General features: G+C 40.0%; 21 protein-coding genes and 1 pseudogene. 16 read left to right on the forward strand and 6 right to left on the reverse strand.

Annotated elements, in window-relative coordinates; translation table 11 throughout:
- Window positions 1–27: 27 nt before the first annotated feature.
- Window positions 28–1,197 (reverse strand): acyl-CoA dehydrogenase family protein, encoded by a 1,170-nt coding sequence (locus ACQKIC_RS18285; protein WP_402867558.1) that lies wholly within the window; start codon window positions 1,195–1,197, stop codon window positions 28–30.
- A gap of 24 nt (window positions 1,198–1,221) precedes the next feature.
- Window positions 1,222–2,118, reverse strand: coding sequence for an alpha/beta fold hydrolase (locus tag ACQKIC_RS18290; RefSeq protein WP_402867559.1), 897 nt, complete (start codon window positions 2,116–2,118; stop codon window positions 1,222–1,224).
- A 177-nt stretch (window positions 2,119–2,295) separates the two neighbouring features.
- On the opposite strand from ACQKIC_RS18290, the gene ACQKIC_RS18295 reads away from it, so the two are divergent.
- Window positions 2,296–4,101: a V4R domain-containing protein gene (locus ACQKIC_RS18295; protein ID WP_402867560.1), complete on the forward strand. Its 1,806-nt coding sequence runs from the start codon at window positions 2,296–2,298 to the stop codon at window positions 4,099–4,101.
- 142 nt (window positions 4,102–4,243) lie between these two features.
- On the opposite strand, the gene ACQKIC_RS18300 is transcribed toward ACQKIC_RS18295, so the two are convergent.
- Complete coding sequence (locus ACQKIC_RS18300) at window positions 4,244–5,539, reverse strand: MFS transporter (RefSeq protein WP_402867561.1); 1,296 nt, start codon at window positions 5,537–5,539, stop codon at window positions 4,244–4,246.
- Window positions 5,540–6,072: 533 nt separating this feature from the next.
- Here ACQKIC_RS18300 and ACQKIC_RS18305 point away from each other — a divergent pair.
- The 14 genes and pseudogenes from ACQKIC_RS18305 (at window position 6,073) to ACQKIC_RS18370 (ending at window position 17,541) form a co-directional block, all read left to right on the forward strand.
- On the forward strand, window positions 6,073–6,546 hold the full coding sequence (locus ACQKIC_RS18305; protein ID WP_402867562.1) for a flavin reductase family protein: 474 nt from the start codon (window positions 6,073–6,075) through the stop codon (window positions 6,544–6,546).
- Between the two features lie 14 nt (window positions 6,547–6,560).
- Complete coding sequence (locus tag ACQKIC_RS18310; RefSeq protein ID WP_407408448.1) at window positions 6,561–7,355, forward strand: 2-keto-4-pentenoate hydratase; 795 nt, start codon at window positions 6,561–6,563, stop codon at window positions 7,353–7,355.
- Entirely contained in the window at window positions 7,352–8,242 is an 891-nt protein-coding gene (locus ACQKIC_RS18315; protein ID WP_427592106.1) for an acetaldehyde dehydrogenase (acetylating), read from the forward strand. Before ACQKIC_RS18310 ends, ACQKIC_RS18315 begins: the two co-directional genes overlap by 4 nt.
- On the forward strand, window positions 8,239–9,231 hold the full coding sequence (gene dmpG / locus ACQKIC_RS18320; RefSeq protein ID WP_402867565.1) for a 4-hydroxy-2-oxovalerate aldolase: 993 nt from the start codon (window positions 8,239–8,241) through the stop codon (window positions 9,229–9,231). Before ACQKIC_RS18315 ends, dmpG begins: the two co-directional genes overlap by 4 nt.
- 20 nt (window positions 9,232–9,251) lie before the next feature.
- Complete coding sequence (locus ACQKIC_RS18325; RefSeq protein WP_402867566.1) at window positions 9,252–10,049, forward strand: adenylyltransferase/cytidyltransferase family protein; 798 nt, start codon at window positions 9,252–9,254, stop codon at window positions 10,047–10,049.
- 466 nt (window positions 10,050–10,515) lie between these two features.
- Complete coding sequence (locus tag ACQKIC_RS18330; RefSeq protein WP_427592107.1) at window positions 10,516–11,118, forward strand: YdhK family protein; 603 nt, start codon at window positions 10,516–10,518, stop codon at window positions 11,116–11,118.
- 405 nt (window positions 11,119–11,523) lie between these two features.
- Window positions 11,524–12,201 (forward strand): annotated as a pseudogene (locus ACQKIC_RS18335) (FIST N-terminal domain-containing protein); the annotation flags it as partial.
- Complete coding sequence (locus tag ACQKIC_RS18340) at window positions 12,202–12,675, forward strand: FIST C-terminal domain-containing protein (protein ID WP_427592127.1); 474 nt, start codon at window positions 12,202–12,204, stop codon at window positions 12,673–12,675.
- Window positions 12,676–13,049: 374 nt separating this feature from the next.
- Window positions 13,050–13,667 (forward strand): methyl-accepting chemotaxis protein, encoded by a 618-nt coding sequence (locus ACQKIC_RS18345; protein ID WP_427592128.1) that lies wholly within the window; start codon window positions 13,050–13,052, stop codon window positions 13,665–13,667.
- Window positions 13,668–13,805: 138 nt separating this feature from the next.
- Complete coding sequence (locus ACQKIC_RS18350; protein ID WP_402867568.1) at window positions 13,806–13,928, forward strand: hypothetical protein; 123 nt, start codon at window positions 13,806–13,808, stop codon at window positions 13,926–13,928.
- 166 nt (window positions 13,929–14,094) lie between these two features.
- Entirely contained in the window at window positions 14,095–14,820 is a 726-nt protein-coding gene (locus ACQKIC_RS18355; RefSeq protein WP_427592108.1) for a hypothetical protein, read from the forward strand.
- The gene (locus ACQKIC_RS18360; RefSeq protein WP_427592109.1) at window positions 14,813–15,547 is read left to right on the forward strand and encodes a hypothetical protein; all 735 of its coding nucleotides are present in this window, start codon (window positions 14,813–14,815) and stop codon (window positions 15,545–15,547) included. Before ACQKIC_RS18355 ends, ACQKIC_RS18360 begins: the two co-directional genes overlap by 8 nt.
- A gap of 112 nt (window positions 15,548–15,659) precedes the next feature.
- Complete coding sequence (locus ACQKIC_RS18365) at window positions 15,660–16,958, forward strand: arsenic transporter (protein WP_427592110.1); 1,299 nt, start codon at window positions 15,660–15,662, stop codon at window positions 16,956–16,958.
- Between the two features lie 106 nt (window positions 16,959–17,064).
- Window positions 17,065–17,541 (forward strand): Lrp/AsnC family transcriptional regulator, encoded by a 477-nt coding sequence (locus ACQKIC_RS18370; protein ID WP_402867572.1) that lies wholly within the window; start codon window positions 17,065–17,067, stop codon window positions 17,539–17,541.
- Between the two features lie 94 nt (window positions 17,542–17,635).
- On the opposite strand, the gene ACQKIC_RS18375 is transcribed toward ACQKIC_RS18370, so the two are convergent.
- On the reverse strand, window positions 17,636–18,457 hold the full coding sequence (locus ACQKIC_RS18375; protein WP_427592111.1) for a purine-nucleoside phosphorylase: 822 nt from the start codon (window positions 18,455–18,457) through the stop codon (window positions 17,636–17,638).
- Between the two features lie 265 nt (window positions 18,458–18,722).
- On the opposite strand from ACQKIC_RS18375, the gene ACQKIC_RS18380 reads away from it, so the two are divergent.
- Window positions 18,723–19,238, forward strand: a complete 516-nt coding sequence (locus ACQKIC_RS18380) for a hypothetical protein (RefSeq protein ID WP_427592112.1) — start codon at window positions 18,723–18,725, stop codon at window positions 19,236–19,238.
- 82 nt (window positions 19,239–19,320) lie between these two features.
- Here the strand turns inward: ACQKIC_RS18380 and ACQKIC_RS18385 are convergent, their stop codons facing one another.
- Both ACQKIC_RS18385 and ACQKIC_RS18390 read right to left on the reverse strand, forming a co-directional pair.
- Complete coding sequence (locus ACQKIC_RS18385; RefSeq protein WP_402955437.1) at window positions 19,321–19,875, reverse strand: chromate transporter; 555 nt, start codon at window positions 19,873–19,875, stop codon at window positions 19,321–19,323.
- Window positions 19,875–20,462 (reverse strand): chromate transporter, encoded by a 588-nt coding sequence (locus ACQKIC_RS18390; protein WP_402867579.1) that lies wholly within the window; start codon window positions 20,460–20,462, stop codon window positions 19,875–19,877. Before ACQKIC_RS18390 ends, ACQKIC_RS18385 begins: the two co-directional genes overlap by 1 nt.
- Window positions 20,463–20,721 lie beyond the last annotated feature (259 nt).

Consider the following 20,721-nt stretch of genomic DNA (forward strand, 5'->3'; position numbering starts at 1 on the left):
TATCCATCATACTTTCCGATGCTGAAATTACCCTTGAATGTTTGTTTGAACGCCGAATAAATTTCTACCGTATCCTAATATGCCGTCTTCATATAAAGAAGTAATGTGTGTGGCGATTGCCATCAGGTCACGAGTGTGCATTTCTACCGGATGACCTTTTAATAATGCGTGCCCACCTAAAGTCAGTAGGGCCTTAACACCGATTTGTGTACACTTATCGATGATTTTTGCACGAATCGCTTTATATTTTGCTCCTTCGTATGGACCACCTTTATCTTCTTCCATCATCCGGATGTATTCGTTCAATAAGCTTTTTGCAGAAATCATTTCTAGCTTTAACTCCGAAAGCACGCGTTGGCTTGTGGGAGAATCCTTTTCGTTTATGCCAGAGAAGCGGACGCGGCCGGCTGTATGCTTTTCGAACTCGTCAACTACACGCTCTGCACCACCAACAGCCATTGCGGCGAACCCTACATAGAAGCCAGGATAGAATGGTGTATTGTAATATAAATAGTCTTGATCGAAATCTTCATATGGCGGTTGGCTCTTTTCGATTATTTTGCTGAAGCGTAAAATGGCATCAGGCTTAACGAAAACATTATCAATGATCAATGTATTACTGCCTGATCCACGAAGACCAAGGGAATCCCAAGTTTTTACCACTTCCAAGTCAGAAACCTTCAATAAAATGCCGACACGTTCGGGCTTGTCATTGTCTTCGAATTTCATCATGGCGCCAACGCCAACCCAATCACAGTAATTGATACCGCTTACAAAATTGTACTTTCCGGAAACGACATAGCCATCTTCAACTGGTTCCACTTTACCGATGGGGGCAAATACGTCAGCTACAAAGCCACCTTGGTTAATGACTTCATCACGAATGTGCTTAGGATAGTAGCAAACCCAAGAGTTATGCACGGAGAAGAAGTAGGTTAACCATGAAGCTGATAAGTTATGGTAACCAACTGTGCTTACCATATCAACGAATGTATGCCAATCGAGTTGTGGATAACCAAACTCTTTCGGTAAAATCAAACGGTGAATGCCTTCCTCACGGATAATTTCCGCGATGCGTGGGGACACGGTCGAATTTCGATCAGCTTCGATTGCTTCTAACTCTGCGGCTTCACCGATGCGCTTTGCCTTTTGCATAATTTCTTCATACAGCCCTTTACTTTCAACTACTGTTACCATTTGATCATTCCTTTCAAAAATAGTTTATTGTGCTGTAACGGCTTGATCTTTTTCCACTGCCAAAAAGTCAATGACAAGTTTGTTCACGATTTCCGGTTGGTCCGTTTGAGCTTGATGACCGCAGTTTTCTATATATTCAAATGATATGTTCGGTAATAATTTCTCGAGTTTATAACCTGTCTCCACTGGTGCAACGGCGTCTTGCTTACCCCAAATGAATAGGCCTGGAATTTTCAATTTTGGTAAGGTATCTTTCATGCAGTAACGATCCCAAAGCTTAGGCTCTTCGTTCATCCTCGCTAAGTAGGCATCGAACGCCTGATTGGATTCTTTAACGCCTGGGCGGGTTGCCGCTTGATGACGTAGTTGAATCAGTTCTTCAGGAATGACCGTGTCTTCGCTTGAATTACGGTACATGAATTTACGTAAGGATTCTTCTGTATAGTCATAACCAATCACTTCTAAGAATGACCGCAGCTTTCTTTCAGGTACTTCATGCATCGCTTGATAGATGGTATTACTACCGATGTAAACAATTTTATTTACTTTTTCGGGGTGGTCTATGGCATATTTAGCTGCAACGTAAGCACCTTGTGAATTGCCGACAAGTGATACTTCGTCGAGGCATAATGCTTCAATGAAATCATGTACATGATCCACTAGGCTTTGATGACCATTTACAGGCCATGCGTGAGGGCGGGCGTCGGTGAAGCCCATTGAAAGTTGGTCTACTGCATATGCTCGGAAGCCAGCTTTAGCTAATGCAGGTAACATAAAACGCCAACCTGCTGCGCCGCATGCTCCAGGTCCTGCACCGTGCAGTAAAATTACAGCTGGTCCTTCTGTTCCAGCCCAGGAATAATGTGTACGTACACCGTTTGCCAATATGTAACTATTATGAAACCCTTCAAGAATTGTCATCGCTTTGCCTCCTCATACTGATGTGCTTTTATTTTCTGTTTTGAGTATACCTGTTAATAATTTCAAACGTTATACTGATTTTTATTGAAAGAATAGTGTTAATCTTTAAAATTTATTGAAAAATCAATTTCACTTTTGTAATATGAGGAATAGATAGTCAAAGGGGATGTGATTTTAATGAGCGAAATTGCATTTGATTCCAGCGAAACGAAAAATATTTTAATGTCGGCAAATGCCTTCCATACATTAAAGAACAGCTTGTTTAACAACATTGGTTCTCATAAAACAAAAGGCTTTTTATTTCGATTTGGGAAAGAGTTCGGGATGGAATCAGCAAGAAAGATGCTTCAAAATAAAGACTCGATAGATCCAGTCGGTAAGAGACATTCACGCTTAGGTCACGTGAAGGATGTAATTTTCATGGGGGAAATTGTGCGACATCCAGATGGCACGGTTGAATGCATCGATACGTGGGGACAATGGGTAGAATCATTCGAAGCCGCGTTACACCTAAAAAATTATGGTGTAGCAAACGAATGTGTTTGTCATATGTTATGTGGGTTTGCAAGTGGTGCATTGACCTATGAGTATGGTGAATCGATTATTGCCGTTGAGTACAAGTGCGTCGCAAAAGGTGATCCGTGCTGTGAGTTTAAAGTGCGCTTGGAGAGCGATTGGCTCGAAGATGAGGAAGAGCTTATCCACCTTTATCAAAACGACAACATTTTATCTGAACTTGAAATGACTTATGATGCACTTTTACACCATAAGCAAGTGCTCGAGAAAATTTCATTGTTTAATAGTCAGCTCACACAAAAAGTAACAGATAAACATTCGATGGATGAAATTGTTCAGGTTGCGTCCGAGCTGTTGAACATCTCGATTTTGATTGAGGATATCCATGGCAATGCGTTAAGCCATTTTGGTTTAACGGAAGAACAGCAACTAGCAATAAAAAAAGATAAGGTGAAATTATCGCATTTCGACGATACGCATAACGTTTCGCATTACAAAGGCGAAACATTCAGGAAGTTGACGGCACCTGTTCTTATTAACAAAAGGAATTATGCCACTTGTTCATTTTTCTACTTTGATGAAAAGGATATGGATGAAAACGACCACTTATTTTTAGAGCGGATTTCTACGGTCGTGGCCTTATGTATTTTATATGAGGAGGCGCAGTTTGAAGAGCAACAAAGGATGCGTAGCTCACTATTGGAGCGCTTAATTCATAATCGGAAAATTAAAGATATCGAATCTTACTATAAATTTTTACCATTTAAATTTCAGCCGCCGTTCTCTACAGGTATTATCAGTGTCAAAAAGAAAAAGAAAAATAAAGAAATCATCGACATTCATGACCAGTTGACACAGCTGTCCAAGTTGGCAAAAGAGTGGGATTTGCCTTGTATTTTTGCAGTGCTTGGTGAGGAAATTGCGCTCCTCAATTCGCTAAATAGTGATAAGCAAGGCTGGAATAAGAAAATCACGAAAATTTTTCAAAAGATGGAGAAGCAAAATGCCAATTATAAATATTCAATCGGGCTTAGCGGAACATTTAGTAACTTCAAAGATTTCGAGCGTTCGCTACAAGAGGCTCGTGTTGCACAGCGCTTTCCCAACGATAAGCTGCTAACGGATTACGAAGATTTAGGAATGCTTGGGGATATCGTAAAGAACATGAGCATGGAGCATCTTCACGAAATGGCGAAGAAGACGTTAAAAGACTTATACAATTTTGATGATCCCCGTAAAAAGGAATTATTGCATACGCTTTACGTCTATTTATTAAATAGTCAGCGCTTGAAAGAAACGATGGACGAGTTGACGTTATCTATCGGCGGTATCCAATATCGTATCAAGCAAATCGAAGAGCAACTACAAATTTCACTGAAAGACGCATCGACTGCAGCGTATACCTTATTAGTCATTCAGGTACTGATCTTGTCGGATAGCTTAAGCTTCGAGGAATTTGCAAGATAAGAGCGGAGTCTATCAACCATTAGGCTCGAGATGAATGGAAGAGTTACGTAAACCGCTTTTATAAACAAAACAGACTGAAGACAAACTCATTCTTTGAGTTTGTCTTCAGTCTGTTTACATGTGATGAACCCATGGTTGAGTATTATCGCCCTGGGGCGATGTCAAGGTTTATCTGCTCTTCTTCTGTAGCACGACGAGCATCTTCTTTTTCAGTTGCGGTGATTTTCAATTTACGTGTGGCTACTAACACGATGGCCGTAACAACATATAAACTAACGATGACCAACACACCTAAGTTGAAGCCTGACCGCACGTTATCGCCTGCTTGTGTAATCAAGTACCCGGTAATCCATGGCCCGATTACTCCAGCCATACTTGAAATGGATAATGAGACACCCGTTACGCTACCTACTAGATTTTTCGGAATGATCAATGTTTTAATCGCTGTATTTAACGGTAATAAGCAAGTGTTTATGATTAAGCCCATCCCTAGGAACAAACAGGCTAGAACCGGTGAAGCGACAATCGTGGTCATCGCATAAGAAGCAGCGCCGACCAGCAATACTGTAATTAATACACGATCATAAGATTTGATAAGGCTTTTATTTTTCTTGAATAAGTAGTCTGTGAATTTACCTATACAAATTGCGAACACTGTTCCTGAAATGCCCATTGCAGCGAAGATTAAGCCCATACGCTGTGGCTCAAGACCCACGATTTGTGTTAGGTAAGTTGGTGCCCATGTAAGGACCCAAGTTGTAATCCACATGGATACGAAACCTACAACTAAAATCGATAATACATAAGGGTTGATGAATACTTTAAAGATATGTTTGAACGGTACTTCCTTGTTGGAGGCTAAACTTTTTACGTCTTCGATGAGGGGTTGCTTTGGCTCGTCTCTCATGAAGAAGAAGAGGATCGCCCATGCAAAGCTTGCTATCCCTAATAATGCGAAAGTGTGCTGCCAACCAAAATTCGTGATGCCTTTAACTAAAAGTGGTGCAGCCAAGTACGTTCCAACTGTTGTACCAGAAGTCATGATAGCTGCAGCGACGCCACGTTGTGAACTAGTGAACCATCGTGCTAAGTGCACGATGCACAGACCGAGCGTACCACCTTCGAAGAAACCTAAGACAACACGCAGTAAAATTAAGTGTGTTAACGTTTCTACAAAATAAGCGCTTGCTAATGAAATGGTCCATCCAGTAGCAATCATCATTAATAAGTATTTTGTGTTGAAGCGATACGTTAAGGTACCTAAAACGATACTTCCGACAGCGTAAGCAGCGAAGAAACTACTTCCTACTAAACCAAACTGATCATAAGATAGATTCAGTTCAGTCATGATTGGCTCTGCGGCTAATCCTAAAACCGATTTATCCGTATAATTTAAAACAGATAGTAAGAATAGAAAAGCTAATACAACCCAACGCATGAAAATCCCCCTTGTATTACCGTATTTTCCCCATCCACAATTGTTTTTCAAAAAAGTATTGGTGGTCTGATACTTCTGTCTTTTTCTGAAAATTGGTGATAGCGCTTTCAATTTGGCATTGGAATCATCAAACACCTCCATTATTGTAAGTAAAGGCACACATTTCACCATTATTTTCACTTTTCTCTACAAGAATAATAGTGAATGGTGGGAAAATTCGGAAATTTTTCTTCCATGAACAGAATTCTATTTGAAAAAAAAGAGATTTACAAGCAAAAAAATAAGGATACTAATTTGTGTTTTGAAAGAGAACAAAAATGAAAAAGAAAAATTCCCGATTTACAATGTGGGATTTTTAATGGAAGGATATATGATACAGCTGATTTTTTGTAAAAATAATTCACAAAGAATTCAAATTTATTTTCATGTGCAATTTTATTGTTTTTATCTGAATTTTCAATAAAAAATACAATGATAATTTTAAATGGACTGATTTATGATTGAATTATTCAGTTACGAATGGAGGAGTTAGGATGGATGATCGTTTATTTAGAGATGCAATGGGAAAGTTTGCGACAGGTGTAACCGTTCTTTTAACAGAAAACGAAGGTGAAACACATGGAATGACGGCAAATGGTTTCGTGTCAATATCATTGGATCCTAAGCTTGTCTTAATTTCCGTTGGACATAAAGCAAAATTCTTAGAGAAAGTTTCACAATCCAAAAAATACACAGTTAATATTTTAGCCGAAGACCAAGAGCATTATTCACGTCATTTCGCTGGGAGACCTGGTGATGCAGTAGAATTCGAAGCATTGGCTGAACAACCTGTATTAAGAGGGGCCATCGCCCAAATTGCATGTGAAGTCGTATCGGAACATGTAGAAGGTGACCATACATTATTCATTGGTAAAGTAATCGACTTACATCTTGAAGATAAAAATCCGTTATTGTTCTTCAGTGGTAAATATCATCAGTTGAATGCGGTAGAAACAGTCAATTCATAAAAGGAGAATGGTCTATGAATACACAAATAATGGCGGAAGCATTGCTTGAAGCGGAACGTACGAAACAGCCCATTGCACCATTAACTGAAACTTATGAAAAGATTACCCCTGCTGATGCCTATGCCGTGCAATTGGCGCAAATTCGTCAAAAGACGGACAACGGGGCGTCTGTAAAAGGGCTGAAAATTGGGTTGACGAGTAAAGCGATGCAAGAAATGTTGAATGTCTATACACCGGATTACGGCTTCATTTTAGATACGATGGTTTACGACGAGGCTGATGGTTTAAGGACTGAGTCCTTCATTCAACCAAAGGTGGAATTTGAAATCGCATTTGTTTTCAATAAAGAGTTAAAAGGACCTGACGTGACGGTGCAGGATGTAATCGATGCCACGGCATATGTTGTGCCAGCAGTGGAAGTGATCGATAGCCGGATTGCGAATTGGGAAATAAAGTTCGAGGATACAGTGGCGGACAATGGCTCTTCGGCAGGTGCCATTTTAGGAGAAAAGCGGACCCTGCTTGAAGAGATTGAAGACATCACGAATATACCAATGACCGTGCATAAAAATGGTGAATTCTTAGATGAAGCAACGAGCGCGGCCGTGTTAGGCAACCCGCTCCAAGCGGTGGTCTGGTTAGCAAATGAAGTGAGTACATATGGGATCTCCATCGAGCCTGGCATGTTTGTTTTATCAGGAGCCCTATCAAAAGCCGTGACCTTTGAAACAGGCGATAAATTCGAAGTGGACTTCGGTCAGCTCGGAAAAGTAAGCGTTAACATTTCTAAGGAAGTGGTGAAAAAATGACGAAGCTTAAAGTGGGAATCATCGGGTCAGGAAATATAGGAACCGACTTAATGTACAAAATCGAGCGCAGTCCCGTATTGGAAATGAGTGTGATGGTAGGCATCGACCCGAATTCCGATGGTTTAAAACGTGCAAAGAAGCGCGGATATGAAATAATTTCAAACGGGATTGACGGACTCATGGAACGTGTTGAATTAGTGGATATCGTATATGACGCGACAAGTGCGTATGCACATAAGCATAATAGCGATCGATTAACGGCTGCCAATAAAAAAGTAATTGATTTAACACCAGCTGCAATCGGACCATTTACAGTTCCACCAGTAAATTTAAAAGAGCATATCGATAAACCGAATGTGAATATGGTTACGTGTGGCGGTCAGGCGACAATTCCCATCATTCATGCCATAAATCGGATTGTGTCCGTAGAGTATGCTGAAATTGTCGCAACCATTTCAAGCCTTTCTGCCGGTCCTGGTACACGCGCAAATATCGATGAATTCACAAGTACAACTTCTAAAGCGATCGAAGTGGTAGGAGGTGCGAAAAAAGGGAAAGCCATTATCATTTTGAATCCTGCGGACCCACCAGTTATTATGCGTGATACCATCCATGCTTTGGTCGAAGAAGAAGGTCATGAAGAAGCGATCACCAAGTCGATTCACGACATGGTAGCGGAAGTGCAAGCTTACGTACCAGGTTATACATTAAAAGTGTCGCCGATTTTTGAAGGTAGGAAAGTATCCGTATTTGTCGAAGTGAATGGGGCAGCAGACTATCTACCGGCTTACGCTGGTAACTTGGATATTATGACGGCAGCTGCCGTGCAAGTCGGCAATGAAATGGCACGTCATTTACAAAGAGGGAAGGAGGAGGTCATCTCATGACATTAAATATTTTGGATGTATCGTTACGTGATGGAAGTCACTCTGTCCGCCATATGTTTACAGAGGAACAAGTACGTGCTGCAGCAAAAGGTTTAAATGCGGCGGGTGTTCGCTATTTTGAAGTATCACATGGAGATGGCTTGGGTGGTTCTTCCTTACAATATGGTTTGTCAGCAACCGATGAACTGAAACTGATTGAAGTGGCTGTATCAGAATGTACGACTTCAGAAGTCGCTGTATTATTGATTCCTGGAATCGGTACAAAACATGACTTGGAAAATGCAGCGAACTTAGGGGCGAAAATGGTTCGTGTAGCAACGCACGTAACAGAAGCCGATGTAGCTGCCCAACATATTGAATTAGCACGCAAACTCGACTTGAAAACAGCTGGATTCTTAATGATGAGCCATATGGCACCTGTTGAAAAAATCGTGGAGCAGGCAAAATTATTTGAAAGTTACGGAGCAGAGATCGTATATGTAACAGATTCGGCTGGAGCCATGTTACCAAAAGATGTAACCGAGCGAATTACAGCGCTTAAACAAACTTTACAATGTGATATTGGTTTTCATGCCCATAACAATTTATCGATGGCCATGGCTAATACAGTTGCAGCGGTGGAGGCTGGAGCCACTTATATTGATGGAAGCATGCGTGCATTAGGTGCAGGGGCCGGTAATACACAAACAGAAGTAATGGTCGCTGTTTTAGAAAAACTAGGTTTTGAAACGGGCATCGATTTATATACATTAATGGACACGGCGAATGATGTAATTGCGCCCATCATGCAACAATCACAAGAAATAACTGGCGGTAGCTTAACCTTAGGGTATGCTGGCGTGTACTCAAGCTTCTTATTGCATGCACAAAAGGCCGCAAAACAATTTGGTGTCGACGAACGGGACCTTTTAATGAAAATCGGCCAAATGAAAGCGGTTGGTGGGCAAGAAGATTTAATTTATGAAGTGGCACAAAATCTAGCAAGATAAAGAAAAAGGAGAGAATCGCAATGAAGGTAATCTATGTGAATGCGAATAATTTACAAGAGATTAAGCAAACCGCTCCCCATGTAGCGATGGCCCTTGGTTATTTTGATGGTGTGCATTTAGGGCATCAAAAAGTTATTCGAACCGCTAAAGAAAAAGCAAAAGCACAAAACTTATCACTAGCGGTTCTCTCTTTTTTTCCGCATCCTAAAAGTGTGCTATTTTCGGATAAAGAAGTTTCCTATCTTGAGCCGCTAGAACAAAAGGTTGAGAAACTAGAAAGGCTTGAAGTGGATATTTTTTATATCGTGGAATTCACAAAGGAATTAGCTAAAGTAGAAGCGAACGATTTTTTAGATGATTATATTATTGGGTTGAATGCTAAGGAAATCATTTGCGGTTTCGATTACACATATGGGGCAAAAGCGAGTGGAACTGTTCATACCCTGGCAACTTATGCAGCAATCCAGCAAGTAGGCCTCTCAGTTGTCGAAGAGCTAAAGTGGAATGATCAAAAAATCAGTTCGACCTTGATTCGGAGGTATTTATCAGAACGAAAGCTTAGTGAATTACCGAGGCTATTGGGACGCTTTTATAAAACGAAATATTGTCAGAAAAATGGTCTACTACCTAATTATTCGTTACCGAATGTAGGTAGCTATAAAGTATTGATAGAAGATCAACATTCTATTATTGAGTGTGTTGCGACTGTGAAGTGCAAAAAATATATTCAGATTCATCATGAACTGTCGACTCTGCCGAATTTATTAACGATACAATGGGTTGATCAAGTTGATCGACTAGAAACAATACCTAGCTAGCTGAATACTCTTTGAATCATGTGGCAGAACCATTACTGAAATTGTTCTGCTTTTAGTTTTTTTGAATGCAGATCCCCTAAAAACACTTATTTCAAATCTCTCCTCATGGACGGCTTTCTTCTATTATATATTAACTGCAAACGCTTCCGATTTTCCCATATGAACTTTCCCTTTCAAGAATTCAGCAGACTCTAACCATCTCGGAATAGGGGCTGGAAACTATTGAGATTGCTATAAACAAACGAATCAATTTTAGTCCGAACAATCGGGTTAAGGAATCAATATAAAGAGATAGTGTTGTTCATCATGTCATATAATCCATGTTTATGGTGATTCTAATGGGGTAAAAATATAAGAGAGACAGGATACTTACACATGTAGTAAGGGTGAGCAGAGTACATACATATATTTTAGGCTAGCATTCTGTTTCGACTTATTAAATAATCTATTAGGAGTGACTACAACTATGAAAAGCAAAAAATTAGCAATTGGTTTGGTTTCTTTGGCATCAGCTTTCGCATTATCCGCATGTAATGATGATAATGAGGAGAAAAGCACGGATCAAACACCGAAAACGGAACAAAGTACGGATACAGATACGACTAAAGAGGAAACGAATCATATGGACCATGCTAAAGATACTTCCAATGAGGCAGAGGTTCCTGATGGTTTGAAAGCTGCAGAGAATCCAAAGTATGAAGTGGGAAGTAAAGCAACGATTAAATCAGATCATATGGAAGGCATGGATGGAGCCGAAGCAACAATTGTCGGAGCCTATGATACGACAGCTTATTCCGTTACGTATACACCTACAACAGAGGATAAAAAAGTTGAAAATCATAAATGGGTGATTCATGAAGAAATCGAGGATGCTGGGGAAGTTCCGTTAGAACCAGGTACTGAAGTGACTCTTGATATCGATCATATGGAGGGTATGGAAGGCGCAAAAGGTGTCATTGAGGAAGCCGATACCACTACCGTTTATATGGTTGATTACAAACCTACCGATGGTGGGATTGAAGTGAAAAATCATCAATGGGTAACAGAAAGTGAACTATCATCTAAATAATGATGATGAGCTGTCAAAAGACCTTATCCCTTTATCGATAAGGTCTTTTTGGCGTTGAAATTCATATAGTCATTCATGACCTCTAAAAAACATGTCCTGCTAATGGAGGACATGTTTTTTTATTTTATCTCATTCATGATCAGTATTCGCTGCTTTCTGTAGTTATTTCGAAAATTTCGCCTTGTGAAGGGGTAGGGTGATTGTCTGATTCTGTAGAATGCCAGCGAAATTCAGCGGTTTATTTCCCTGTTTTTATAATAGTTAAGGGGATTCTGTCGATATAAGTAGAGGCGTCTTTTAGGAGAGTAGAATCTTCTTAAAAGCTCTCTAAAAGACCGAGGACTAGTAAAAGGATGATCCTTGTATTTTCAAAAGATATCAGCATATGTAGGGGGACAAACGTAAATGGTGCAAATAAAATCCGCTTATAGTAGTAAAAAAACTGCATTAGAAGCCTTTCGCGAATTGAAGAGCGGTATACATAGTGAACCAAAATTACTTCTTTTTTTTGCAAGTACCACTCAAAACTTCGAGGAATTAACGGGGCTTTTTCATGAGTCGTTCCCACACTCCGAGATATTGGGATTAACCACTGTTGGTGAAATAGGTCCCAATGGGATTACGGAACATGGGGTTTCGGCCATGAGTTTTAATGGAAGTAATTTCTCGGCAAAAGGTGTGATGATCAAAGATATCATCAAATATCCGATTTTTTATCGCGATCATTTAATTCAAGGGTTATGTGAGGTTGGGATTGATCGAAATAGTAGGAATATCGAGACGGAAGGCATCGGCCTTGTCTTTCCCAATGGGTTAGTGGGGGCGGAGGAAAAGATGCTTTCCGTTGTGAACTCGGTATTTAAATAAGAAGGGTTTCCACTGTTTGGCGGTACGGCAGGGGATGATGAAAAGTTTCTAGAGACAATGGTTTCTTATAACGGGGAAACTTCGAATACGGCCGGTCTGGTTGCTTTCATTAAAACGGATGATGAGTTTGTCATTCGTAAGGAGAATATCTTTCAGACGACTGGCAAGGAAATGAAGATTACTAAGTCAGATACGGAAAGTCGCACGGTTTATGAAATGAATGGAAAAAGGGCAACGAGTGAATATGCCCGATTATTGGGAGTTCCTGAGAATCAGCTCTCCAAATATTTTATGTCCAATCCTTTAGGTCGTGCGGTCAACGAGGAAATCTATATAGCATCTCCTTTCCAAACACAGCCGGACGGATCCATACAGTTCTACTGCCAAATATTCCAGGACTCGGTTGTAGAGATATTGGAGCCGAAAAATCCAGTGGAAACGCTGAAAAGTACAGTGGCTGATTTCAAAGAAGAGTTTTCTCAATTGGATGGCGTACTGGGCATCAATTGCATATTACGAAAACTACAATTTAAAAGTCAAGGAATCGTCGCCACGTTAAATAAGGAATTAGAGAAACTTCCTCATTTGGGTGGGTTTTGCAGTTACGGGGAGCAATTAAATAACATGCAATTAAATCAGACCCTTATATTACTGGGGTTCGGGAAACGCAAACGAGGAGATAGAAAATGAGTATTCTAGATTTGCTTCGTAAGGGCAACGTCGAGAAAGTGACGAAGAAAGAAATCATCGAGCTTGCGACCACGATGGATAAACAAGACTTCGATCAAGTTGTAAAGGGATTAGACGACTTGGTCGGACTGTTACGAGATACCAGTAGCGACAATTCCAAGCAGGATAGCCAGTTGAATCATTTCGTCCATGATTTGAAATCTAGTATCGAAGTTCAGAATCTGGCCTTGGGAGAGACGGTTTCTAATATTCGTCATGTAGTAGGCAGTACGGAAAACATCGAGACGATTACGGATGAAGTATCTATACAAACAAAAGAAAGTATGGAAATGGTCTTGGCTGGTAGTGATAATATCGATAACTTGGTCAACCAAATGACGAATGTTAATGCGATGTTCCAACAATTCGAAGAAACCATCATGAGTTTACAAGAAGAAATCAAAGAGATTTCAAGCTTTGTCGTGGTGATTGAATCGATCGCCGATCAAACGAATCTTCTCGCCTTGAATGCTTCGATTGAGGCAGCTAGAGCCGGGGAGCACGGACGAGGTTTTGCTTTAGTGGCACAGGAAGTAAGGAAATTGGCAGATAAAAGCAAAGCCTCCCTGACTGAAATCAATCTGAAGGTAAATAGTATCGTGAAGAATGTGGATACTTTTTCAAGTAGTGTTTCAGAGAAAACGAAAGAAATTGAAGCGGTTATCCTGACCACTGAAAATACGAAAAATTACTTTAATGATATTTCCAGCAATGAGAAGAAATTATCCGAGAAAATGAACGAAATCAAAAAGGCCACGGGTATTACCCTTCATGAAATGATCGGTTTCTCAGAGGGACTGGATGACGTGCTGAATGGTTTTATCGACAATGACGATAAAATCAAGGCACTCCATGCTTTATCACAGGAAAAGTTCATTTTTTCTACAGAAGCTTTTTCCTATATTACACAAATGAAAGACTTGGTTCATTCTTTGAAGCAGGGGAAGCTGTAGACCCTGCAACTAATTTTGAAAGATAGAGGAAAACTGCCATTCCAAGGGCAGTTTTTTTATTTTAGTTATACAAATTATTTTGCCTCAAGGAAACATTTTGTCGGAATTGCATAGATTATAAAAAAGGAGAGGATTCATATGAATTTTACGAACCGTACCCAAAAGAAAATCATTGGATATTCCACCTTGTTCAAGAAGTTGGGAATTATCAATGATAAGGAATATAAAAATATAATGAATACTGTTCAATCGAAGGATTAAGCTGTGGATACCTATAACCGCGGTTTTCAATAAAAGGTAAGACCCCATCTTTATTACTAAGTAAGGTGGGGGAGGCTGCGGTTACAAAAGAGATGGGATATGGTAGAGTGATTATATTACATTTAATAGGTAAACATCCGTTTAGTGGTGGGAGGATGAGTTGAAAATGAAGCAGAACGTGTTTGTACATATGCCCTCTTTTATTCTATTAGTCTTCAGTTATTTACTTATTGCCCTACTATTCTTTGTTGTTTACAAAAAACAACAGAATCCGCCAAAGGTATGGAAAGGGCTCCTAGTTATGTTCATCGGGATTTTTTCTTTTAGTATTCATTTTAATTTATCAAGTGAAGTGGCAAAGATACCAATATTGCCATTAGGAGTCGTCTTTTTATATTGGTTTTTGAGAAGAAAGGGAAATACAGAGCGTTGGTCGCGGTACCGTCGTTATGCTTGGTTAGGGTTTTGGGTGAACTTCATTTTTTTGTCTTCTTCATTCTTAAACTCGCCGCTTGAACATCTAATGTTCCCAAAAGATCAACCCTCGACATATATGCAGGACGTTGAAAAAGCTTCCCTGATTATCACTCACCCGGCTGGCAAGGATGTCACATTGAATAATGAAGTGTTGCAAAAACAGGTGGACAAGATGACAAAAAAGCAAATCAAAAGTGAGTCTTGGTATTATAAGATTAATGAAAAGAATGGATATGAGGAACGTTTCCCTTATTTTCTGACAGGAACGGTTCCTAAAAAGGGCAGCGGACTTGAAACAGTCATTTATGTAGAAGATGATGGAAAGGGTTTCCTCATTACACCGAATAAAGGAGGACAGGTTTACTTCCGGTCGGAAGAATCTGTGTTGACCGGAGGTGCTGAAAAAAGTGAATAAAAAAACGAAAACCATCATTTTAGTGATGGTGATTGTCCTTATAGTGGGAGTCCTTTTGATCATTCGAGCTCCAAGAGAACCTGAAGCATTTCTTACAGATAAACAAGTGATTAAACGAATCAATTCTTTTTTTCCTGAATCAGAGCCTAAAATCATTCAAGACGTTCTTTATTTAGATGAAACCCATGTTTTTGTCCCTTTCATCAATGAAAGCAAAGAATACGGGATGAGTTTCTGGGTATGGAAGGACAATAAATGGAGAGCAGCTTCCGTAGATAATGGGGGTGAGCCAAAAGCCTGGAATGGAGAAGGAGATTCATTTTTTATGTGGAATCTGGATCCAAAGGATGAAGTGTCTGAAATTAAGGCGTTTATGAAAAAAGATAGGAATTTCACTGTATCAGGGGATGAAGCGACCTACGAACCTGGTTTAGAAATGATGCACAGTATCACGGTTGAGGATAAATCATATGGAGTGGAAAAATATCCGGATAGCTGGCGGACTCTTATGGATCAGTATGCAGAAGTACAGAAAGAATCCAGTTTTGATGAATTCTTTGAGGATAGACAAACATTTAAAATAGGTAATAGATTCTATGACAAGGACGGCAAGGAAGTTTTTCCGACGGTGCCTACCGATGGAATCGGGTATTCAACAGGGAATGATTATGTGGATGTGCCTTATCTAATGGATTTGGTAGATGATGAATTGGAAGGCTCATATTAACAGGGGGCTGCCAAGAAATTGGTGGCCTTTGTGCGTTGTGTAAAAACTAGTATTCTTATATAGTTAAGGGAAGAAAGTTTTATAGAAGGAGTGGCTTAGAGGTGCTGGCATCATGAGTTCGACGTTTTTAGCTCTACTTATTTTTATGATTACATTAGTGTTGGTCATCTGGCAGCCAAAGGGTCTGGGAATTGGCTGGAGTGCCTGCGGAGGGGCGATCATCGCTCTTTTGTTCGGTGTTGTTTCATTCCAGGATGTAAGTGATGTGACGCAGATTGTTTGGAATGCGACATTGACGTTCGTGGCCCTGATTATCATTTCGTTAATTTTAGATGAAATTGGATTTTTTGAATGGGCTGCGCTTCACATGGCCCGATATGCAGATGGTAAAGGCTTCCGTCTCTTCATTTTGGTGATGATTCTAGGAGCCATCGTTTCGGCGCTTTTTGCAAACGATGGGGCGGCATTGATCTTGACGCCGATTGTGCTAGCGATGGTGCGAGCATTGAAGTTCGATGATAAGATGGTGCTCCCATTCATCATGGCGAGCGGATTCATTGCCGATACGACTTCCTTGCCATTCGTCATCAGTAATCTGGTGAATATTGTGTCAGCGGACTTTTTCGGGATCGGTTTTGGCGAATATGCCAGCCGGATGATCGTTCCGACTTTATTCAGTTTAGGAGCTAGCATTCTCGTATTGTATTTGTTTTTCAAAAAGGATCTACCTGTAACCTATGATTCCTCTCATTTGAAGCGTCCTGCCGAAGCGGTTAAGGATCCGCGGATGTTCAAGATTTCCTGGTTCGTCCTGGCTGTTCTTCTAGCCGGTTATTTTTCAAGTGAGTTTGTAGGTGTACCCGTTTCGTTTGTGGCTGGTGTAATCGCCATTGTCCTTTTGATTTTGGCAAGAAGAAGTCCAGCCGTGAAAATCCGTACCGTCCTAAACGGTGCCCCATGGAATATCGTATTCTTCTCGATTGGGATGTATGTGGTCGTATATGGACTGCGAAATGTAGGACTGACTAGTTTGTTAGCTGACGTCATTAAGGCAACGGCCAATCAAGGTTTGTTTTCGGCGACGATTATCATGGGATTCATTGCGGCTATTCTATCTTCATTCATGAATAATCTGCCAACGGTCATGATTAATGCCTTGGCCATTGCAGAAGTTCAAACAACGGCGCCTATTAAGGATGCTCTGATTTATGCCAACGTCATCGGTTCCGATTTAGGACCAAAGATCACGCCAATCGGCTCTTTGGCCACACTTTTGTGGCTCCATGTATTAAAGCTAAAAGGTGTCCGGATCACATGGGGATATTATTTTAAAGTAGGAATCATCCTGACTGTTCCAACACTATTCATCACTCTGTTTGGACTATATATCTGGCTATTGATCCTTCATTAACGAGACTGCCGGTTTTCTGGCAGTTTTTCTTTTGCATGAAAATAATTGGTGAAGGGCCCTATCCTTTGAGATAATAGAATAAATGATTCGAAAAGGAGTTACATAGATGGCAGAGGACTTTAGCATTCCAAGCACCAAGGTGGATGAAATCGATAAGAAAATCATTTCGATCTTGCATGAAGATGCGCGGATTTCGTATACGGATTTAGCAAAGCAAGTGGAACTGTCGAGAGTGGCGGTTCAAACAAGAATCAATCATTTAGTGGAAAAAGGGGTGATTGAACGTTTTACCGCTGTCATCAATCCGGCTAAGATAGGCATTCATGTTTCTGCATTTTTCAATGTCGAGGTGGAGCCTAAATATTTGGAATCGGTGGCACAACAACTGGAGGATGAGCCTGCAGTAACGAGTTTGTATCATATGACGGGGCCTAGTAAGCTGCATATGCATGGAATCTTCACGGATAATCAGGAGATGGAACGCTTCCTCAATGAAAAGTTATATCCGGTCGTCGGGGTTGTCAGCGTCGATTGCCAACTCCTTATTAAACGCTATAAGAGCCGGATGGGAATGAAGCTCTAGGAAAAGCTACATGTAGAGATAAAAAAGATTGTCGAGAAGATATAGTTATCTCGGCAATCTTTTTTTGGGGCGCATAATGCCTACAATTCTATTACTATTCCATTTCTTCCACAATTCCTTTGACCAATCCAACGAATTGCGTTCTAACTTTACTTGCAACTTCAATCACTTCATCATGACTTAATGGTTGATCTAAAATCCCGCAAGCCATATTCGTTAAGCAGGAAATCCCTAGCACTTTCATCTTGCCATGGACGGCTACAATGGCTTCCGGAACGGTTGACATCCCTACAGCGTCTGCCCCCAGCGTACGAATCATTCGAATTTCCGCTGGTGTTTCATATGCGGGACCACTCCACCAAGCATAGACGCCCTGTTGCAAGGAAATGTTCTTTTCCTTAGCTACTTTGGACGCAATGTTTCGCAAGTCAGGATGATAAGTTTGGGAAAGGTCAGGGAAGCGAGTACCCAATTCATCATTATTAGGTCCTATGAGAGGATTTGTACCAACTAAATTGATATGGTCGGTAATGAGCATTAAATCACCTGGATTAAAGTCTGTATTAACTGCGCCACAAGCATTGGTAATGATCAATTGCTCCACCCCTAATGCCTTCATGACACGTACGGGAAATGTCACTTCATCTAGTGTATATCCTTCATAATAATGAAAGCGTCCTTTCATAGCCACTACAGTCTTACCTTTCAATTGCCCGATTACTAGTTCGTTTGCGTGTCCAATTGCTTCGGATTTTGCAAAGTGAGGAATTTCACTATATGGGATTTTGAATGGGTTCTCAATTTCATCAGCAAGAGATCCTAACCCCGATCCTAAAATCATACCGATTTTTGGCTGATTGTCCGTTTTGCTCATAATAAAATCTCTAGTCTCTAAAATTTCTTGTAATTTTTGCATACAAAATTCCTCCTCGATAATTGAAAATCCAAGTACTCTATTTGAATATGGATGGTAACCAAAAGTTTAAGGGCTTTACTGGCTAATGTAAATAAAATATTTAGATAAATGGTAATATTAAAATAACTTTTTTTAAAATGAACGGGGGAGTTGTTGATCATAATTGCTAAAGAATAACTAGAAATTATTAGTGAAATTAAAACTGAACAAGCAGATCAAATCTAAAACTCAATGGCTATCAACTAATTTATAAGGAGACAATTTAATGTTTGGATTTTTCCGTATGTATCGATTTACATTATCAATTTTACTATTATCAATTATTGTATTAAGTGGTTGTGGAACCACTAATAAAATGGATTTCTATGAAAATACTGATAGCACAAGTTTGTCAGAGGAAGTAAATACAATTTCTTTAAATTCAACAGAAGATAAGATTAAAGAAGTTTTAGGAGAACCAGACTTTGTTGAAGAGGTAGAAAAGTCAAAATCCACCTATTTAATATATGGGAAAGATAGAGATAATAGTGATATAGAATTTCAAATAGTTAATGGGCAAGTTGCTAGTTATTTTTTTTCAAGCAATACATATAAAACATCAAAGAAAATAACAAAGGGCAGTTCAAAGGAAGATGTTATACAAGAATATGGAGAAAATTACTACGAAAGAGATGATTCTGGTGCGAAAATAATGGGGTACTTTGATAAAAACCAAAAGGTTAATATGGAATTTTCTTTTAATGAAACGATAGAGGGTATAATCATATCAAAAATTAATTAATTTAGCCGTTTAGTTATAGTATCCTTTTCAAATAGTTTTCTTGCTACCCTAATAAAAAAACCACCTTTAAGGTGGATTTTTTTTATGTGATCGGGAGGATGAACCCTCCATAGGCAAAGGCAAAAATGATGACGAAGGCAGGGTGAATCTTGAATTTCCCCAATGCTAGGAAGGCAATTCCGGCAATGATTAAGGAATGAATATACCCGATGGAGCCGACAGCGTCAGCAGCCATATGCCATGTAAGCAATAGCATCATGATGGCGATCACGGGCTGAACGAGTAAGGACATGCCTTTTACGATGGGCGACTGCTTGTATTTTCGCAAGATTTTCAATAAATAAATCAAGGCCACGGCAGAAGGAATGATCGTCCCCGCCAAAGCGACGAAGAACCCGGGCCATCCGTAAACATCGTAACCGACATAGGCGGCGATTTTTGTGGCAATCGGTCCTGGGAGGGAGTTTCCAAGCGCAAGCATTTGTGAGAATTCCGTATTAGAAAGCCAACCATAGCGGGTGACAATTTGGTCGTACATAAGCGGAATCGAAGCTGGACCTCCTCCATAGCCAAGGATATTCGCTATGAAAAATGCCAAGAACACAGCTACACCAATCGGGATGAAAATGGCACCCATTATGCTGATTCCTCCTTCTTATCCTGTTTCTTATTTTTCAATCTGTTCTTCAATTTAAAATGAAAGGCACCATATAAAAGGAAAATCATGATGACGATACCAGGATGCAGGGAAACGACCTGAAGAAGTAAGAAGGAGATGGAAAAAAATAAGATGCCAAGCACTTTCCCTAACCCTTTAACGGCCTTTTCACCAAACTCATACGCCATTTGTCCAAGCATGACAGCAACGACTGGCATCACGGCAGCAATCATATTGGTAATCATCGCCGAATTACTGAGGACGTTTATGAAGGCGATCAAGAATACCATGGCAAAGGCAGATGGTAAGATATGCGCCGCCACACTTACGATGGCACCAGGCCATCCTTTCAGTTTGTACCCCAGATAGGCGGCCATCTTTGTGGCAATCGGACCAGGGAGTGTATTGGCAATGGCCAATGTATCACCGAATTCGTCATCATCTAGCCAATGATAACGGGAAACTGCTTCATGCCGGATGAGTGGAATGACCGAGGGACCACCACCGAACCCTAAAATCCCCGTCCGCATCATTCCCACGGTTAATTCGCCATATGGATTGTTCATATTGGTTCCTCCTGTTCGAATAATAATTTCCATGATTATCTATTAATCATAACAAAATAGGTTTCGAAATGCTCATAAAATTTTAATAAAAGTATCGAATTGTATGTAATTATATAACTTATTAGTTCAATAGATGATTTAAAGATGAAAATGATTTCTATTTGTTAATAAAAACAAAAAAGTGGATTACGTATTGTGAGTTAATGGTTTATAATACAAATATAGTTAATTTTCAGAAAAAATAAAATAAATGAAAGGA

Source organism: Peribacillus sp. NPDC046944 (assembly GCF_050272735.1).
Classification (GTDB): Bacteria; Bacillota; Bacilli; order Bacillales; family DSM-1321; genus Peribacillus.

Coding starts and splice junctions, on each gene's coding strand:
- ACQKIC_RS18350 (WP_402867568.1), top strand. CDS start 13,806: ATGAATTTTACGAACCGTACCCAAAAGAAAATCATTGGATATTCCACC.
- ACQKIC_RS18290 (WP_402867559.1), bottom strand. CDS start 2,118: ATGACAATTCTTGAAGGGTTTCATAATAGTTACATATTGGCAAACGGT.
- ACQKIC_RS18375 (WP_427592111.1), bottom strand. CDS start 18,457: ATGCAAAAATTACAAGAAATTTTAGAGACTAGAGATTTTATTATGAGC.
- ACQKIC_RS18315 (WP_427592106.1), top strand. CDS start 7,352: ATGACGAAGCTTAAAGTGGGAATCATCGGGTCAGGAAATATAGGAACC.
- ACQKIC_RS18380 (WP_427592112.1), top strand. CDS start 18,723: ATGTTTGGATTTTTCCGTATGTATCGATTTACATTATCAATTTTACTA.
- ACQKIC_RS18365 (WP_427592110.1), top strand. CDS start 15,660: ATGAGTTCGACGTTTTTAGCTCTACTTATTTTTATGATTACATTAGTG.
- ACQKIC_RS18305 (WP_402867562.1), top strand. CDS start 6,073: ATGGATGATCGTTTATTTAGAGATGCAATGGGAAAGTTTGCGACAGGT.
- ACQKIC_RS18300 (WP_402867561.1), bottom strand. CDS start 5,539: ATGCGTTGGGTTGTATTAGCTTTTCTATTCTTACTATCTGTTTTAAAT.
- ACQKIC_RS18390 (WP_402867579.1), bottom strand. CDS start 20,462: ATGAACAATCCATATGGCGAATTAACCGTGGGAATGATGCGGACGGGG.
- ACQKIC_RS18310 (WP_407408448.1), top strand. CDS start 6,561: ATGAATACACAAATAATGGCGGAAGCATTGCTTGAAGCGGAACGTACG.
- ACQKIC_RS18345 (WP_427592128.1), top strand. CDS start 13,050: ATGACGAATGTTAATGCGATGTTCCAACAATTCGAAGAAACCATCATG.
- ACQKIC_RS18285 (WP_402867558.1), bottom strand. CDS start 1,197: ATGGTAACAGTAGTTGAAAGTAAAGGGCTGTATGAAGAAATTATGCAA.
- ACQKIC_RS18370 (WP_402867572.1), top strand. CDS start 17,065: ATGGCAGAGGACTTTAGCATTCCAAGCACCAAGGTGGATGAAATCGAT.
- ACQKIC_RS18340 (WP_427592127.1), top strand. CDS start 12,202: ATGAATGGAAAAAGGGCAACGAGTGAATATGCCCGATTATTGGGAGTT.
- ACQKIC_RS18355 (WP_427592108.1), top strand. CDS start 14,095: ATGAAGCAGAACGTGTTTGTACATATGCCCTCTTTTATTCTATTAGTC.
- dmpG (WP_402867565.1), top strand. CDS start 8,239: ATGACATTAAATATTTTGGATGTATCGTTACGTGATGGAAGTCACTCT.
- ACQKIC_RS18330 (WP_427592107.1), top strand. CDS start 10,516: ATGAAAAGCAAAAAATTAGCAATTGGTTTGGTTTCTTTGGCATCAGCT.
- ACQKIC_RS18325 (WP_402867566.1), top strand. CDS start 9,252: ATGAAGGTAATCTATGTGAATGCGAATAATTTACAAGAGATTAAGCAA.
- ACQKIC_RS18295 (WP_402867560.1), top strand. CDS start 2,296: ATGAGCGAAATTGCATTTGATTCCAGCGAAACGAAAAATATTTTAATG.
- ACQKIC_RS18385 (WP_402955437.1), bottom strand. CDS start 19,875: ATGGGTGCCATTTTCATCCCGATTGGTGTAGCTGTGTTCTTGGCATTT.